The organism is Bradyrhizobium prioriisuperbiae, assembly GCF_032397745.1.
Lineage (GTDB): Bacteria > Pseudomonadota > Alphaproteobacteria > Rhizobiales > Xanthobacteraceae > Bradyrhizobium_A > Bradyrhizobium_A prioriisuperbiae.
Genome location: NZ_CP135921.1, coordinates 5,352,059 through 5,367,894, shown reverse-complemented (window position 1 = coordinate 5,367,894; position 15,836 = coordinate 5,352,059). Strand labels below are relative to the sequence as shown.

The window sequence follows — 15,836 nt, the reverse complement described above, 5'->3', positions numbered from 1 at the left end:
CCATGCCCCGCGCTAACCAATCAGCCGCGAAAACATGTCGGCATCGACATTGCCGCCGGACAGCACGATCACCACCGTCTTGCCGCGGGCATCGATCCGTCCCGCAAGCAGCGCCGCCAGCGCCACCGCGCCGCCCGGCTCGACCACAAGCTTGAGCTCGCGAAACACGAACGCAACCGCCATCCCGACCTCAGCGTCCGACGCGGTGACGCCGCGCGTCACCAGCCGCTGATTGATGGCGAAGGTGATTTCGCCGGGAATCGTCGCCATCAGCGCGTCGCAGATGGTGCTGCCCTCGGCACGGTGCAGCTCGCGTTCACCACTGGCGAACGAGCGGGCATGATCGTCGAAACCCTGCGGTTCGGCGGTGATGATGGTGGCGTCGGGAAACCGCGCCTTGGTCGCAACTGCAATGCCGGCGATCAGGCCGCCGCCGGACGCCGGCGCCACCACGATGTCGGGCGTGCTGCCGCGCGCGGCCAGATCCTCGCAGAATTCGCGCGCGGTGGTGCCCTGCCCGGCGATGACCTTGGGATCGTCGTAGGGCGGCACAATGGTTGCGCCTTGCCTGGCGGCAAGCTCGCGGGCGATCGCCTCGCGATCCTCGCGCAGGCGGTCATAAAGCACGACGTCGGCGCCGTAGCCCTTGGTGCGTTCGCGTTTCGACACCGGCGCATCGGACGGCATCACGATGGTTGCGCGCATCTTGAGCAGCTGCGCCGCGGCGGCGACGCCCTGAGCATGATTGCCGGAGGAAAACGCCACCACGCCGGCCCCGCGCGACGCCACGGGGATCGAGGACAGCTTGTTGAAGGCGCCGCGGAACTTGAACGAGCCCGTCCGCTGCAGCACCTCGGCCTTCAGCAGGATTTTCCCACCGGTCAGCTCATCGAGCGCGGGAGATGAAACCAGCGGCGTTCGCACTGCGAACGGCGCCAGCACATGGGCGGCCGCATCGATGTCGGCGGGCGTCACGGGAAGGGACTCAGTCATAGCGGGATTTTATCGCGCATGGCGAGCGCTTGGTAGCCCAGACTTTGCAACCCAGACCTGGAAGCCCAGACGTGCCAAAATGGACTTGCCAAAAGGCTCAGGCCGCGAGATGCGGCCCCGGCGAAACCAGAGCCGCCTCACCCTCATGTTCGGCGCGCACCCGCACCACATTGTCGATGAAGGCGCGGGCGCAGGCTTCCCAGGTCAGCTTCAGCGCGAACTCCCGGCACGCGCTCCGCGACAGCGACACTGCCGCGAGACAAGCCTGCTGCAGATCCTCGTCCAGCGCGCCCACCGGGGCATGGCCGATCACGTCGCGCGGCCCCGACACCGGAAAGGCCGCGACCGGCACGCCGCTGGCCAGCGCTTCCAGCAGCACCAGCCCGAACGTATCGGTCCGGCTTGGAAACACGAACACATCGGCGGCCGCGTAGGCCTCCGCCAGTGCTTCGCCATGGCGGGCGCCCAGAAAGACCGCTTCCGGATATTGCTTCTGCAGCGCGGCTTTGGCCGGGCCGTCGCCGACGACGACCTTGGTGCCGGGCAGATCGAGCGCCAGGAAGGCCTCGAGATTCTTTTCCACCGCAACGCGGCCGACCGACAGGAACACCGGCCGCGGCAGACCGAGATCGGCCTCGCGCGGATGAAACAGCTCGGCATCGACACCGCGCGGCCACAGCGCCACATTGCGGAAACCGCGAGAACGCAATTCACCGGCAAGCGCCGGCGTCGCCGCCATCACCGCGCCGCTGCGCGCATGGAAACGCCGCAGCGCCACCCACACCCAGGATTCCGGGATCGGAAACCGCGCCGAGACGTATTCCGGAAAGCGGGTGTGAAAGCTGGTGGTGAAGGGAATGCCGTGCTTGCGGCAGTAACGCCGGACCAGGAACCCGATCGGCCCTTCGGTGGCGACATGGATATTGTCGGGCCTGGCTTCGGCGATCAGGCGGGCGATCTGCATCGGATTGGGCAGCGCGACCCGCAGGTCCGGATAGCTCGGCAGCGCAAAGGTCCGAAACGATTGCGGCGTCAGGAAACTGACGTCGGCGCCGAGCTTGCGCGCCGCATCCGCCATCATGGTCAGCGTGCGCACCACGCCGTTGACTTGCGGGTGCCAGGCGTCGGTTGCGATCAGGATACGCATCAAGCTGCTTGCGCCGAAACGGGCCGCGTCGCCGGTTCGGTCTGAGTGAGCGGACCGGTCCATTTCAGGATTTCGAAGCGACCATCGTCGTGTTCAACGATCGCGGTGCAGCTCTCGACCCAGTCGCCGCAGTTCATATAGCGGATGCCGTGTTCGTCACGGATGGTGGCGTAGTGGATATGGCCGCAGATCACGCCGTCGGCGCCGTGCCGCCGCGCCTCGCCGGCGAGCGTCTGCTCGAAAGCGCCGATATAATTGACGGCGTTCTTGACCTTGAGTTTGGCCCACTGCGACAGCGACCAGTACGGAAAGCCGAACAGCTTGCGGCCGGCATTGACCAGGCGATTCATCTGGATCGCGAAGTCATAGGCCTTGTCGCCGAGATGGGCGAGCCAGCGCGCGTTCTGAACCACCAGGTCGAAGATATCGCCGTGGATCACCAGATAGCGCTTGCCGTCGGCGCCTTCATGGATGGTCTGCTCGACCACCTCGATGTCACCGGCGTGGGTGCCGTAATAAGAGCGCAGGAACTCGTCGTGGTTGCCCGGCACGTAGATGACGCGGGCGCCCTTGCGGGCCTTGCGCAGCATCTTCTGCACGAAATCGTTATGGGATTGCGGCCAGTACCAGTTCGACTTCAGCGCCCAGCCATCGATGATGTCGCCGACCAGATAGATGGTGTCGGCATCGTGGTAGCGGAGAAAGTCCAGCAGCCTTTCGGCCTGCGATCCCCGCGCGCCGAGATGCACGTCGGAGATGAACAATGTGCGAAAGTGTCTCTCTTGCTGACCTTCGCTCATAACGTCGCTTCCCATGCGCGAGCGGCTACCAGATTCCGATGACATAACGATGACGGGCGCCCCAAAACCCGTCACGCGTTTCAGGCAGCCGCCTGCACCGCCATCCGTTCGAAACAGACCAGTGTATAGATACCGAATGGCGCCACCTTGCGGCGCTCGACCAGGATCGCGTCCTTGTTCGCGCTGGCCCAGGCCTGCAGCCGGGCAAACGGAAACTCCGGCCGCAAACCGAGCGAGCGGGTTTTCTGCGCAGCCCAGCGCTCGACGGCGGCGGCGACCCCGCGCTCGGAATACAGGTGATTGACGAGAATGATGCGCCCACCCGGCTTCACCACGCGATGGCACTCCGACAGCACCTGCTCGGGGTTGGCGACGAGGGTGATGACGAACTGGGCGACCACGCAATCGAACGTCGCATCAGCGAAGCTCATCTGGTGGGCATCCATCAGATGCACTGCCTTGACCTGCGGATAACGCCCGCTCGCCATCTTGGCGCGGGCTTTTTCCAGCATCGGCGCGCAGAGATCGATGCCGGTGATCTCGGTGGTCGCGTCGTAGTCGTCGAACGACAGTCCGGTGCCGACACCGACTTCCAGGATCTTGCCGCCGACGGTGCGCGCAGCCTTCGCGGCGGCGCGACGTCCCTTCACCATCACCGGGCCGCACACCGCATCATAGATCGGAGCCCAGCGCGCATAGGCGGTTTCCACGATGGATTTATCGAGGTCGGTCGATGTCATGCCGTGTCCGCTGCCAACTGAAGGAATCGCGAAATCATCGTTTGCGATTTCGGGATAGCAACGGACTGCGACAGTCACACGACAGTCAGCGTTCTGACATTTTTGGAGACAACAGGTCTAGTGCTGCTGCTCGAACCAAGAGGAACGACGAGCTAGCGCTTGGTCTCGAACGCATGGAAATGATGCACCGGCCCGTGGCCATGGCCGATCTGGAGCCGGTCGGCGGCTGCGATCGCGGCGCTGATATAGTCCTTGGCACGCCGGACTGAGGTCGCAAGATCATAGCCCTGGGCGAGCCCGGCTGCGACCGCCGAGGAGAGAGAGCAGCCGGTGCCGTGGGTGTTCTGGGTCGCGATGCGTGGCGCGGCCAGGCGGATGGTGGTCTGCCGGTCGATCAGGTAGTCGGTGCTTTCCGCACCGGTGCCATGCCCGCCCTTGATCAGAACCGCCGGACAGCCGAGCGCCAGCAGGCGATGTCCCTGCCGCTCGATCTCGTCGTCACTCGTGGCGATATCAGTGTCGAGCAGCGCCGCCGCTTCCGGCAGATTGGGGGTGATCAGGCCGGCGCGCGGAATCAGCCGGCTGCGCAATGCATCGACCGCTTCAGTGGGAAGCAACCGGTCGCCCGATGTGGCAATCATCACCGGATCCAGCACCACGTGCTTTGCCGACCAGCGCGCGAGCCCCGCGACGATCGCTTCGATCACGTCGCGTTGCGCCACCATGCCGATCTTGACCGCTTTGACATCGAGATCGCTGAACACCGCATCGAGCTGCGCCGTGACGAAATCCGCCGGCACCGCATGAATGGCGGTGACGCCGCGGGTGTTCTGCGCGGTCAGCGCGGTGATCACGGAGGCGCCGTAGACCCCGCAGGCGGCGAAGCTCTTCAGGTCGGCCTGGATGCCCGCCCCGCCGCTGGAATCGGAGCCTGCGATGGTCAGCGCAATGGGGGTCGTCATCGGTCGATTCTCACCACAAAATCCGTCATTTCCGGGCCGGGGCCCCGGCCGGAAAGCCGGCTTGCCATGGCGGGCGGTTTTGGCTCTATTGCCCCCAAATCAGGGCTAGCGCCGGAGAATACAGATATGGTCCCGTTTTTCGTTCAGATCAAATGCAAGCTTGGCCAGTCCTATGTGGTGGCCAACGCCCTGGCCGAGGCCGAAATCGCATCCGAGATCTATTCCACCGCCGGGGACTATGACCTGCTGGTCAAATTCTACGTCGAAAAGGACATCGATATCGGCCACTTCATCAACGAGAAGGTGCAGGTGCTGCCGGGTATCCAGGACACCTACACCATCATCACCTTCAAGGCGTTTTGAGCAGGACCGGCGAGAGCCCGGCCGTCGGCGGTCAGTGGCCTCGAGATGCGCTGCTAGGAGGCCTTGGCGTATGTCGAGGCCGCCGTATCCTCGTCGTCCCCGTCGTCGGAGGCCGCCACCAAGGGCGCGACCGGCAATTCGCGCGATCGCTTCAGGCCGAGCTGGCGCTCGCGCAGGATCACGAACAGTCCGGCACCGGCCACGATCACGGCGCCTGCGATCACGAACGGCGTCGGCACCTCCGAAAAGAAGAGGTAGCCGAACAAGAAGGCCCACATCATCGCGGTATAGTCGAACGGGGCGAGAAACGACGCCGGCGCGTAACGATAGCTGTCGGTGAAAAGGATCTGGCCGAGACCGCCGGCCATGCCGACCCCCACCAGCGCCACGATTTCGATCCAGCTCACTGGCCAGCGCCAGCCGAACGCGACCGTCAGCAGCGACACCAGCATCACCAGCAGCGTCATGAACACCACGATCGAAGCGGTGCTCTCGGTCGCGGTCAGCCGCCGGATCTGGATGGTCGCGCCGCCCGAGCTGAGCGCGTTGGTGAGCGCGAAGGCAAGCCCGAGTAGCACCGATGATGTCAGTTCGACATGATTGCCGAGATACGGCAGCAGCATCAGGATCACGCCGCCGAAACCAATGATCACCGCGCTCCAGCGGTAAACCCGCACATGCTCTTTCAGGAACAGCGCCGCGAAGATCACCGTGATCAGCGGTGCAATGAAGGCGATGGCGGTGTAGTCGGCGAGCGGCAGCCGCGCCAGCGCGCCGAATGTGCAGAACGTTCCGACAATGCTGAAGGCGCCGCGCAGCACATGATCCTTCGGCCGGCTGGTGTGCAGCGCGCCGCGAAGCTCGCCACGCCAGCCGAACACCAGGAGAATCGGAATCAGCGCGAACAGCGCCCGGCAGAACGCCACCTCGCCGACCGGGAACGCCCCGCCCAGGTAGCGCACCTGGGCGCCCATCAGGGCAAACATCAGCGTTGAGGCGATCTTGAGCGAGACGGCTTTGACGATATGCATCAGGAAATAAAGGGACCAGGCGGAGGCGCGAGCGATTCAGACCAGACCACGGCACGGAGGCCACGGAAAGCGATCATTCGGCATGGTGGCATGCGCGGAGCGGCCATCACCCCGATCAGATCAATTCAGAAATCGTCGGCGGCGGTACGGCGACTGGCGATATCGGTTCGCCGCTTCAGGAATTCGAGCTTCTGCTTGATGTCGCGCAGCGCCGCGGCATCGAAATCGGCGAAGATGAAACTGTGCAGATCGCCCCACTGCCCGAAATACCTCGCGATCTCCTTGCGGGCGCGGTCCGACAGCGACATCAGCACGACCCGGGCATCGGCCGTGGACGACACGCGCGTCAGGAGGCCGCGCTGCTCGAGCAGCTTGGTCTGGGTGGTGACGAATGTCGACACCGCGTGGATTTTCGCGGAGACCTCGCCGACCGGCACGCCACCGCCTTTGTCCATGTCGTTGATCGCCAGCATGATCGCCCACTGCGGACCCGTGACACCGAACTTCTTGGCCCAGTGCCGGCGCATGTCCTCGAGATTGCTGGTGATCGAGATCAGATCCCAGAAAATCTCGCGGTAGGTCGTGTAGTCCTTGCTCGGCGCAGGCACGCTGCGGTCCCTGGAAGACTTCGGCGAAGCAGAGGGTTTCGGCGCGGCAGAAACCTTCGACGAAGCCGGCCCGGCGCTCTTGTCCCCCGAGAAAAAAACGGCCTCGGCCCGCTGCGCATTTCTGCGAATCGACATTCCAACACCTCCACCACAAGCCATCCAGGTGGGTGTCGATTGATTCAACATCCCGCATTGTTGCGTGAGGCCCGTCATGCCCGCCGACTCGGTGCCGGCGCTGCCCGCCCGACGAGGGGCGGGAATAGTCCGCAGGACGGGAATGCCCTCCCCACCTTGCGAAAACGTAACGAATCTCACGGGTTCGTGAACGAAATGTAATTTAGAAATATAACCAACACAAGCCACAACAACGGGCACAAAGCGCTGAAATTCCAGCCGTTTTTAAAGTTGGGCTAATTTGCCGCGGACAGTCAAAACGAGGCGAAGCATCTGTGGCCCGCCCGCAACACGTTCCGCCATAAAATTATATAACTAAGTTTCCTATTTGAGTTATCTGTTTTCATTACGTATCAATTTCGTGCGGCGGAGGGGGGCACCCTCAAAGTCGTCCCGTCTGGTGGTTTCGCTGAAGTTGCGTCGCGTGTTTGCGGGGCACTGAGCCGGGTTCGCGGGCACGGATTGTTAGCGGCGCGACCGCGCCAGACATACCGGACCCACAAGACAAAAACTTGGAGGTCTAGAATGAATATTACGAAGAGCCTCATGCTGGGCACCGCGGCGGGTTTCGTCGCGCTGTCCGGCGCACAGGCAGCCGATCTTCCCGTCAAGGCCAAAGCGGTCGAGTACGTCAAGATCTGCTCGCTCTACGGCGCCGGCTTCTATTATATCCCCGGCACCGACACCTGCCTCCGCATCGGCGGTGCGTTGCGCCTGGACACTGCGTTCAACGGCACCACCTACGACGTGCCGTTCTGGCAGGGCGGCGCCAACGGCGCGGGTTCATACAACCGGAACTACTTCTCGACGCGTGAGCGCCTGAACCTGTTCCTGGATACCCGCACGTCGACCGAATACGGCGTGTTGCGCACCTACGCCAACCTGCAGTTCGACTTCGCTCAGGGCCGCGAAAACATCGCGGGCGGCTTCGTCGAGAACGACTTCCTGTTCATCCAGTTCGCCGGCTTCACCTTCGGTAAGGCCGTCTCGCAGTTCGATCCGCAGTGGGCGCTGGCCAAGCCGTACATCTCGTCCGGTTTCCTCGCCGGCTCCAACGATGCCACCGGCATCCCGCAGATCGCCTACACCGCCTCGTTCGGCAACGGTGTGTCGGCGACGATTTCGCTCGAAGACGCTCAGCCCTACCGCACTGCCGGCGTGATCAACGCGTCGCAGCCGTTCGCCGTTCCGTTCCTGGCCGCTGGCATCACCCCGGGCTACGGCACCTCGGCGAACACCTTCCTGGGCAACGCTTCGGGCGGCGATCACGTTCCTGACATCGTCGGCAACATCCGCCTCGACCAGGCCTGGGGCTCTCTGCACTTCGGTGCGGCGGCGCACGAAGTCCACGGCACTTACTACACCCCCGCCTCCAGCGACTCGGGGCACCCGGAATCGACCTGGGGCTACGCAGTCACCGGCGCTTTCGAGCTGAAGAACCTGCCGACCGGCGTGGGCGACAGCTTGAAGGTTGAAGCCACCTTCGCCAACGGCGCTGCCAAGTACGTCTGGGGCGGCACCTGGGATAGCGCGGGTGCGGGTCGTTTCGCGATCGCCAATGGCGGCACCATCGGGTTTGGCTACATTCTCGACGGCGTCTACAGCGGCACCAGCGCGGCCAACGGCACCAGCATCAGCAAGAGCAATGCGTGGGACGTGAGCGCCTACTATGAGCACTACTGGACCCCGGCATGGCGAACCTCGGTGTTCGGTTCGTACAGCACGATCTCGTACGGCTCGGGTGACCTTGCGCTGACGACGGCGATCCTGGGCGGTGTTGCGCCTCCTCCGGGCTTCGGCACCTCGAAGCTGGCGGTTGCCCAGATCGGCACCCGGACGGCCTGGACCCCGGTTCAGAACCTGACGCTGTCGGCTGAGTTCATCTACACCCACCTCGACCAGAACTACAGCGGCACGTTCGTCTCCTCGAACGTTCCGGGTTATGGCGCCAACTACCCGTTCACCATCAAGGATCAGAACGCCTACAACGGCGCGGTTCAGATCCTGCGCAGCTTCTGATCGTCAACAACACGAAAGGAGATCTTCTTAGTAAACCTCCAGGAACCTCCGGCGATGCCCCGCCGGAGGTTTTTCCTTGTTCATATGCCGCAAGCCGTATCGCTTCTCCTCGCGCCGGCGGCGCAACGTCTATTTTGCCTCAGCGCTCTTCGGCCTCGGTGGCCCCTCCACCGCCGGCAATGACTTCAGATACACCGACATCGCCGTGCGATCCGCTTCGCTCAGCTGCGACGTATTGCGGATCACCCGCGTCATGGTGCTGCCCACCGAATCGCCGTCGGGCGTATCGCCGGTCTCGAGGAAATAGGCGATCGCCTTCTCGCTCCACTCCGACAGACCCTTCTGCGTGATGTTCGGCACCCAGCCCTTGCCTTCCGGATTGGGACCGCCGGCGAAGCGCTGCGCCGTGATGATGCCGCCGAGCGCATTGCGCGGGCTGTGGCACTCCGCGCAGTGGCCGAAAGAGTTCACCAGATAGGCGCCGCGATTCCACTGCTCGGATTTCGCCGGATCGGGCACGAACGGCTTGCCGTCGAGGAACAGAAACTTCCAGCCGCCGAGATTGCGCCGGATGTTGAACGGAAACGGCACGTCGTGATCCCTGATCCTGCCACTGAGCGCCGGCAAGGTCTTGAGATAGGCGAACAGGTCGCGCACGTCATCCACCCGGGCGTGCTGGTAGGAGCCGTAGGGAAACGCCGGAAAATAGTGCGTGCCCTGCGGCGACGTGCCCTTCAGCACCGCGGTGACGAAATCCGCCTCGCTCCAGCGCCCGATGCCATCGTTGGGATCAGGCGAGATGTTCGGCGCATAGAACGTCCCGAATGGCGAGGGAATCGGAAGCCCACCACCGAGCCGCAGGCGATCCGGCTGATTGGGGACGGCATGGCAGGAGGAACAGCCGCCGGCATTGAATGCCGTCTCGCCATTGCCGAGATCGGGCTTATGGGCCGGCAACGCGCTGGCCGGAATGACGGCGGGGATGGTGATGAACCAGAACACGCCGAGCCCTGCGGCAACAACGACCAAGGCGAGGAGAACGAATTTGCGAAACATGCGTCAGTCCGTGGAATAAGTCAGAAATCGATGGGGACGCTGCCCCGACGTGGGCCGGACAGCTGCGCATCTCTGTTAGACTGAGCGATCAGACCATGTATTCCAGCAATCCAAAAATTGTTTTCGCGACAGCCGCCGCCGCGACATAACGCCATTGGCCCGGCGGACCATTCAAATGACAGAGGGCGGAACCGTAACACGGTCCCGCCCTCTTGACGCCGGCAACGCGGCGCCGGTTATTTCTTCAGGCGATAAAGCTCGTGGCAACCGCCGCAGTTCTTGCCGACACCCGCAAATGCCACCTTGAAGGTTTCGAGATCGGTGACACTCGCTTGCGCCGCCTTGGCGTCTTCACCAAGTTTCACGAAACGTGCGTCAAAATCCGCTTTTTTCTCCCAGATCGCCGGCAATGCCGCGGTCTCGCCGCCCGTCTTCGAATTGTCCGGGAAAAGCGCGGGGGCTTCCGCCGCCTGCTTCTGCACGGCGACGAAGATCGCCTTGGCCTTGGCAAGGTCGAACGGTGCTTCACCCCGCACCATGGCCGCGCCGCCGCCCGCCTGCTTGCCGGTGTCCTTCATCAGGGCCTTGCGGGCCGCGATCGGATCCTGGGTCTGGGCCGCAACCACCGAGATTCCCAGAACCAGGGCTCCGGCGACAACCAATGCACGCATCATCTGTCATTCCCCCTCGCGGGCGCACCCGCATTGAAATAAGGCTTCGAGAAATCAAGCCGGCGATCGTCCAATCCAATTGAACACCGCCGGCCGCAAGTTATTCCGCACATGCCATCTCGATCATGACGGCTTGTGATGGCGCTGGATGGTGACCCACACCCGTTCCGGCGTCGCCGGCATATCGATGTGGTCGATCTGATACTCCCGCCACAGGCCTTCGACGATGGCATTCATCACCGCCGGGCAGGAGCCGATCGCGCCCGCCTCGCCCGCGCCCTTCACGCCGAGCGGATTGGTGGTGCAGGGCACGTTGTGGGTTTCGAACTGGATCGCGGGACCATCGGCGGCGCGCGGCAGCGCATAGTCCATGAACGTGCCGGTGACGAGCTGGCCGTCCTTGGCGTCGTAGACCGTCTGCTCCATCAGCGCCTGGCCGATGCCCTGCATGGTGCCGCCATGCACCTGGCCCGCCAGCATCAGCGGATTGAGCGTCACACCGAAATCGTCGACGATCACATAGTTGACGATCCGGATGACGCCGGTGGCCGGGTCGATCTCGACCTCCACCACATGCGTGCCGTTCGGGAAGGTGCCGTCGGCGCTCGAGAACTTCTCGCTGGCGGTCAGCTTCTTGGGATCGGCGCCCTTGGCAAGGTCCGCGAACGACACAGTGCGGTCGGTGCCGGCGATGCGGATGGTGCCGTCGATGATCTCGAGATCGCCAGCGCCGGTTTCCAGCACTTCGGACGCCAGCTCCTTCAGGCTGGTGCCGAGCTTGCGGGTGGCTCGCTCAACGCTGACGCCGCCCGACGGAATCGAGCTGGAGCCGCCGGTGCCGAGCCCCGTCGCGACCAGGTCGGTGTCGCCTTGAATCATGTGCACGCGCTCCGGCGACAGGCCGAACTGCTCAGCGACCAGCTGCGCATAGGCGGTCGCATGCCCCTGCCCGCTCGACTGGGTGCCGATCAAGACTGTCACGTCGCCGTTGGGATCGAGCCGCACTTCCGCGGTCTCCTCGCCCATGGTGCCGCAGACTTCGACATAAGTGCCGAGCCCGATGCCGCGCACCAGCCCCTGCTTTTTCGCCGCCTTGGCGCGCTTGGGAAACTCCTTCCAGTCGGCCACCTCCATCGCACGCTTCATGTGCGCGACGAAATCACCGGAGTCATAAACCTTGCCGGTCGCGGTTGTGTAGGGCATCGCGCGCGGCGGAATGAAATTCTTGCGGCGGATGGCATCGGGCGTCATGCCGAGCTTGCGCGCAGCCGCATCGACCAGCCGCTCCACCACATAAGCCGCCTCGGGACGGCCGGCGCCGCGATAGGCATCGACCGGCACGGTGTTGGTGAACACGGTGCGGACGCGGCAGTAGAACGCCTGGATGTCGTAAAGACCGGGCAGCATGCCGGCACCGCCATGCGGGATGTAAGGCCCGAAGGTCGACAGATACGCGCCCATGTCGGAGACGAGATCGACATCCATGCCGAGGAACTTGCCGTCCTCCGCAAGCGCCATTTTCGCGGTGGTGATGTTGTCGCGGCCCTGGGCGTCGCCGACAAAATGATCGGCACGCTCGGCCACCCACTTCACCGTCTTGCGCAGCTTGCGCGCGGCGAGCGCGGCCAGTGCATATTCGCGGTAGGGAAACAGCTTGGTGCCGAAGCCGCCGCCGACATCCGGGCAGATCACCCGCATCTTCTCGACCGGGATGTTGAGAATGTTCTGGCAGAGGATATCGCGCAGACGATGGCTGCCCTGGCTGCCGATGGTCAGCGTCAGATGATCGGCTTTCGCGTCGTACTCACAGATGACACCGCGGGTTTCCATGTAGTTGGTGACGATGCGCGGATTGACGATCGCGATCTCCGCCACCGCATGCGCCTTCGCGAACGCCGCCTCGACGGCTTTCCTGTCGCCGATCGATGTGTCGAACAGCACGTTGCCGGGCTTGTCGGGCCAGATCTGCGGCGCGTCCTTCTTCAGCGCCTGGATGGCGCCGATGGCTGAAGGCAGTGCCTGCCATTCGACGCTGACAGCCTCGAGCGCATCGCGTGCCTGATCCAGGGTCTCGGCCACCACAAAGGCGATGGCGTCGCCGACATGACGCACGTGGTCCTTGGCCAGGATCGGATATGACGGTGCGGTGAACGGCTCGTCCGGCAGGTTGAACAGGCAGGGAAGATCGCCGAGAGCGGCGGTGTCGTCTGCCGTCAGGATGGCGGCGACGCCCGGCAGGTTGCGCGCCTTCGACGCGTCGAGCTTGAATTTGGCATGGGCGTGCGGCGAACGCAGCACCAGGGCATGCAGCAGGCTGGAGGGGGCGTGATCGGCGGTGTAGCGGCCCTTGCCGCGAATGAGAGCGTCGTCTTCCTTGCGGCGGACGCTATGACCGACGCCGAACTTGATGGGAGCCATTGGATCTCCGGGGGCACTTCAGAACTAGAACCATTCTATATTGCAGCGGATCGCGCCCCAGCGCAAACCCCCTCAGCGCACCAAAGAAGTGACCCAGCGGCGGCCGAATAGCAGCCATACCGCGGCGCCATAAACCCCTGTTCCGACAACCATCAAGAGCCCCAGCGTCAATTCATCGCGGAACGTCGCAATGCCCGCCAATAACAGCGGCGCGAATCGGCCGGTCAGCCAGAACACGGCCGCCAGCAGCACGCCGGCCGTGGCGAACTTCAGCAGCGACAGCCGGAACGCCCGATCGAACTCCAGATACTTGGCCCGGACCGCGAACCCGATCACCAGCAGCAAATTGACCCAGGCGCCGATCGCTGTGGCCAGCGCCAGCCCGACCTGTGCCAGCCCGCCGACCAGCGCGATCTTGAGCAGAACATTGACCGCAAGGCCGATCAGCGACGCTTTAACGGGCGTCGCCGTGTCCTTGCGCGCGTAGAAGGTGGATACTGCACTGCGGATCAACACGAATGGAATCAACCCGACGGCGTAGGCGGCAAGCGTGGCGCCGGCCGCCGCCGCGTCCGCCTTGGTAAAAGCGCCGCGAGCGAACATCGCCCGCATGATGATGTCGGGCACCGTCAGGAATGCCGCAATGAACGGCACCGAAAACAGCAGCGTCAACTCGAACGCGCGGCGCTGCGAGGCCATGGCGCCGGCGTGATCGCTTGAGGTCAGGCGCCGCGACATTTCCGGCAGCAGCACGGTGCCGATCGCGATCCCGATCACACCGATCGGAAGCTGGTAGAGCCGCTCGGCGTAGTAGAGCGCCGCCAAGGCGCCCGCCGGAAGGAACGTTGCGATGACCGTATCGGCAAACACAGCGACTTGTGTTCCCATCGAGCCGAGTGTGGCGGGCCCGATGGTGCGAAAGAATCCACGGACATCGTCGTCGAGCTTCAGGGGCGCAAATTTCGGCAAGCCGCCGTGACGCGCGGTATCCGCCGCAAGCAGAAAATACTGCAGGAAACCGGAGATCAGCACGCCCCAGGCCGCGGCATGGCCGGCGCTGGGAAAGAAAGCCGCCAGTGCCAGTGTCGCCATCATGGCAAGGTTGAGGAAAATCGGCGCGGCGGCTGCGCTGGCGAAACGATGCATGACGTTCAGCATGCCGCCATACAGCGTCACCAGGGTGATCAGCAGCAGATAGGGAAAGGTGATACGGGTCAGTTCGATGGCGAGCTGACGCTGCGTCGGATCGTCGCTGAAACCCGGCGCCAGGATCGAGATCGCCTGCGGCATGAACAGCCACGCAACGATCAGCAGCACCACCTGCGAGATGAATAGCAGGGTGAAGATGCGGTCCGCGAACAGCTTGGCGGATGCTTCGCCCCGTTCGCCGTGGACGTGAGCGTAGGCGGGGACGAATGCCGTGTTGAACGCGCCTTCGGCAAAGATCGCCCGGAAGGCATTCGGCAGCCGCAGCGCGACCAGGAACGCGTCCGCCATCGGCCCCGCGCCGAGGATCGCCGCAAGCATGATGTCGCGCGCGAAACCGGTCAGCCGCGAGAGCAGCGTATATCCGCCGACGGTGAAAATACGCCTGAGCATCGGATGCTAACTGGATAGGAGAAGGGTCTGATTCAACGATTGAATCAGACCCTAACCCATGGGGAGACGGCGCAAAACGCCGAAATCAGCTTGCGACCGCGTCGCGCACAGCCTGGATCACGCGATCCTGCGTCGCCGCATCGAGATAGGCATGCATCGGCAGGCTGATGACCTCTTCGGACAGCTGTTCGCTGATCGCAAGCCCGCCCTCGGCCACCGGATAATGCTTGTAGGCGGTCTGCTGGTGCAGCGACTTCGGATAATAGATGGCAGTCGGCACGCCCCGCGCCTTCAGCTCGGTGGCAAAGCCGTCGCGTTCGCCGCGCGGCAGGCGGATGGTGTACTGCGCCCACACCGACACATTGCCCTCGGCGACACGCGGCACGGTGACGATATTATGCAGCGCATCGAAATAACGCTTGGCGACGCGGTTGCGGGCGTCGATCTCGTCCTGGAAGATTTTCAGCTTTTCGATCAGCACCGCGGCCTGGATGGTGTCGAGCCGGGCGGTCAGGCCGAGACGAACGTTGTCGTATTTGTCGGTGCCCTGCCCGTGCACGCGGATGCTGCGCAGCGTTTCGGCAAGCTCCGTGTCGTCGGTCAGGATCGCCCCGCCGTCGCCGTAGCATCCCAGCGGCTTGGCCGGAAAGAAGCTGGTCGCGGTGGCGTGGCCGAAGGTGCCGAGACGGCGGCCCTTGTAGCTTGCGCCGAACCCTTGCGCGGCGTCGTCCAGCACGAACAGCCCCTCGGCCTCCGCGATTGCGGCAATCGCATCGTGATCAGCGCTCTGTCCAAACAGGTCGACCGGGATCACGGCCTTGGGCACGAGTCCAAGTTTTTGGGCCGTCGCGATGCCGCGGACGAGCGAGGCCGGATCGAGATTGAACGTGCTGTCCTCGACATCGACGAACACCGGCGTCGCCCCGACCAGCGCCACGGCCTCGCCGGTGGCGCAGAACGTGAACGACGGGCAGAACACCGCATCGCCGGGCCCAAAGCCCTTGGCCATCAGCAGCATCAGCAACGCGTCGGTGCCGCTGGCGCAGGTCACCACATGGCGGGCGCCGGTGAAAGCTGCAAGATCCGCCTCGAATTGCGTCACTTCCGGACCGCCGAGGAACTGGCAGTGGGTCAGCACCCGCGTCACCGCATCGTCGATCGCTTGTCCGAGCCTGCGGCGCTGGGCGACGACATCGATAAAGGCGATGGCCTGAGGGGGCGTGTGCTGGTTCATGCAGTCCTGCAGTTCACCGGA

Annotated in this window: 15 protein-coding genes; 3 read left to right on the top strand and 12 right to left on the bottom strand. The window is 64.0% G+C overall.

The window, feature by feature from the left end; genetic code table 11:
- Positions 1 to 12 precede the first annotated feature (12 nt).
- The 5 genes from RS897_RS25305 to thiD all read right to left on the bottom strand — a co-directional run bounded on the left by RS897_RS25305 (position 13) and on the right by thiD (position 4,642).
- A complete protein-coding gene (locus RS897_RS25305) occupies positions 13 to 993 on the bottom strand; it encodes a threonine ammonia-lyase (protein ID WP_315831451.1) in 981 nt (326 codons plus the stop codon).
- Between the two features lie 97 nt (positions 994 to 1,090).
- Complete coding sequence (locus RS897_RS25300; RefSeq protein WP_315831450.1) at positions 1,091 to 2,140, bottom strand: glycosyltransferase family 4 protein; 1,050 nt, start codon at positions 2,138 to 2,140, stop codon at positions 1,091 to 1,093.
- Positions 2,140 to 2,955 carry a UDP-2,3-diacylglucosamine diphosphatase gene (locus RS897_RS25295; protein WP_407654297.1) on the bottom strand — a complete coding sequence of 272 codons (816 nt, stop codon included), beginning with the start codon at positions 2,953 to 2,955 and terminating at the stop codon, positions 2,140 to 2,142. The genes RS897_RS25300 and RS897_RS25295 overlap by 1 nt, the downstream gene beginning before the upstream one ends.
- A 65-nt stretch (positions 2,956 to 3,020) precedes the next feature.
- Positions 3,021 to 3,680: a class I SAM-dependent methyltransferase gene (locus tag RS897_RS25290; RefSeq protein WP_315831448.1), complete on the bottom strand. Its 660-nt coding sequence runs from the start codon at positions 3,678 to 3,680 to the stop codon at positions 3,021 to 3,023.
- A 152-nt stretch (positions 3,681 to 3,832) separates the two neighbouring features.
- Positions 3,833 to 4,642, bottom strand: a complete 810-nt coding sequence (thiD, locus tag RS897_RS25285; protein WP_315831447.1) for a bifunctional hydroxymethylpyrimidine kinase/phosphomethylpyrimidine kinase — start codon at positions 4,640 to 4,642, stop codon at positions 3,833 to 3,835.
- A 126-nt stretch (positions 4,643 to 4,768) separates the two neighbouring features.
- Between thiD and RS897_RS25280 the strand changes: the two genes are divergently transcribed.
- Entirely contained in the window at positions 4,769 to 5,005 is a 237-nt protein-coding gene (locus RS897_RS25280) for an Lrp/AsnC ligand binding domain-containing protein (protein ID WP_315831446.1), read from the top strand.
- A 53-nt stretch (positions 5,006 to 5,058) separates the two neighbouring features.
- Here the strand turns inward: RS897_RS25280 and RS897_RS25275 are convergent, their stop codons facing one another.
- Positions 5,059 to 6,036, bottom strand: a complete 978-nt coding sequence (locus tag RS897_RS25275) for a DMT family transporter (RefSeq protein WP_315831445.1) — start codon at positions 6,034 to 6,036, stop codon at positions 5,059 to 5,061.
- A gap of 125 nt (positions 6,037 to 6,161) precedes the next feature.
- Positions 6,162 to 6,644, bottom strand: a complete 483-nt coding sequence (locus RS897_RS25270) for a MarR family winged helix-turn-helix transcriptional regulator (RefSeq protein WP_315831444.1) — start codon at positions 6,642 to 6,644, stop codon at positions 6,162 to 6,164.
- Here RS897_RS25270 and RS897_RS25265 point away from each other — a divergent pair.
- Positions 6,628 to 6,822, top strand: coding sequence for a hypothetical protein (locus tag RS897_RS25265; RefSeq protein WP_315831443.1), 195 nt, complete (start codon positions 6,628 to 6,630; stop codon positions 6,820 to 6,822). The two genes, RS897_RS25270 and RS897_RS25265, sit on opposite strands and share 17 nt — an antisense overlap.
- Before the next feature lie 521 nt (positions 6,823 to 7,343).
- Positions 7,344 to 8,837, top strand: coding sequence for a porin (locus tag RS897_RS25260; RefSeq protein ID WP_315831442.1), 1,494 nt, complete (start codon positions 7,344 to 7,346; stop codon positions 8,835 to 8,837).
- 129 nt (positions 8,838 to 8,966) lie between these two features.
- On the opposite strand, the gene RS897_RS25255 is transcribed toward RS897_RS25260, so the two are convergent.
- The 5 genes from RS897_RS25255 to RS897_RS25235 form a co-directional block, all read right to left on the bottom strand.
- Entirely contained in the window at positions 8,967 to 9,893 is a 927-nt protein-coding gene (locus tag RS897_RS25255) for a c-type cytochrome (protein WP_315831441.1), read from the bottom strand.
- Between the two features lie 236 nt (positions 9,894 to 10,129).
- Positions 10,130 to 10,567, bottom strand: a complete 438-nt coding sequence (locus RS897_RS25250; protein ID WP_315831440.1) for a c-type cytochrome — start codon at positions 10,565 to 10,567, stop codon at positions 10,130 to 10,132.
- 120 nt (positions 10,568 to 10,687) lie between these two features.
- Positions 10,688 to 12,982, bottom strand: a complete 2,295-nt coding sequence (locus RS897_RS25245; protein ID WP_315831439.1) for a xanthine dehydrogenase family protein molybdopterin-binding subunit — start codon at positions 12,980 to 12,982, stop codon at positions 10,688 to 10,690.
- A 72-nt stretch (positions 12,983 to 13,054) separates the two neighbouring features.
- Positions 13,055 to 14,581, bottom strand: coding sequence for a murein biosynthesis integral membrane protein MurJ (murJ, locus tag RS897_RS25240; protein WP_315831438.1), 1,527 nt, complete (start codon positions 14,579 to 14,581; stop codon positions 13,055 to 13,057).
- An 85-nt stretch (positions 14,582 to 14,666) separates the two neighbouring features.
- Positions 14,667 to 15,815 carry a DegT/DnrJ/EryC1/StrS family aminotransferase gene (locus RS897_RS25235; protein WP_315831437.1) on the bottom strand — a complete coding sequence of 383 codons (1,149 nt, stop codon included), beginning with the start codon at positions 15,813 to 15,815 and terminating at the stop codon, positions 14,667 to 14,669.
- Positions 15,816 to 15,836 lie beyond the last annotated feature (21 nt).